The sequence below is a fragment of the Halorubrum sp. SS7 genome, assembly GCF_005435055.1.
In the GTDB taxonomy this organism is placed as follows: Archaea; Halobacteriota; Halobacteria; order Halobacteriales; family Haloferacaceae; genus Halorubrum; species Halorubrum salinarum.
On record NZ_SGXV01000472.1, the window covers coordinates 1 to 322 of the forward strand.

The window sequence follows — 322 nt, forward strand, 5'->3', positions numbered from 1 at the left end:
GATGACGATCCGGTCTCGGGACGGCGAGTAGAAGCCGGAGACCGCGCCGCCGAACACCGAATCGATCTCGTCGTTGGCGTTCGTCTCGTCGCCGACGACGAACAGCGCCTCCCACACCTGGTCGTTCCAGCGCCGGAACGCCTCGGAGCTGTTCCCGCCGCTCGCGGGGTCGTTGGCGTACTCGCTCCGGGAGACCGTCTCGACCGGTACGTCCTCGCGGAAGGGGCGCTGACGGATGTGTTCGACGCGCGCCATCGTCAGGTCCGTCAGGGCCGCCAACTGCGTCTCGTTGAGTCCGTCGGTCTGCTCGAAGCTCAGCGAC

1 pseudogene is annotated in these 322 nt (G+C 67.7%); it reads right to left on the minus strand.

Going from position 1 to position 322, the window contains the following annotated elements:
* Positions 1 to 322, minus strand: a pseudogene (locus tag EXE44_RS18835) (PGF-CTERM sorting domain-containing protein); the annotation flags it as partial.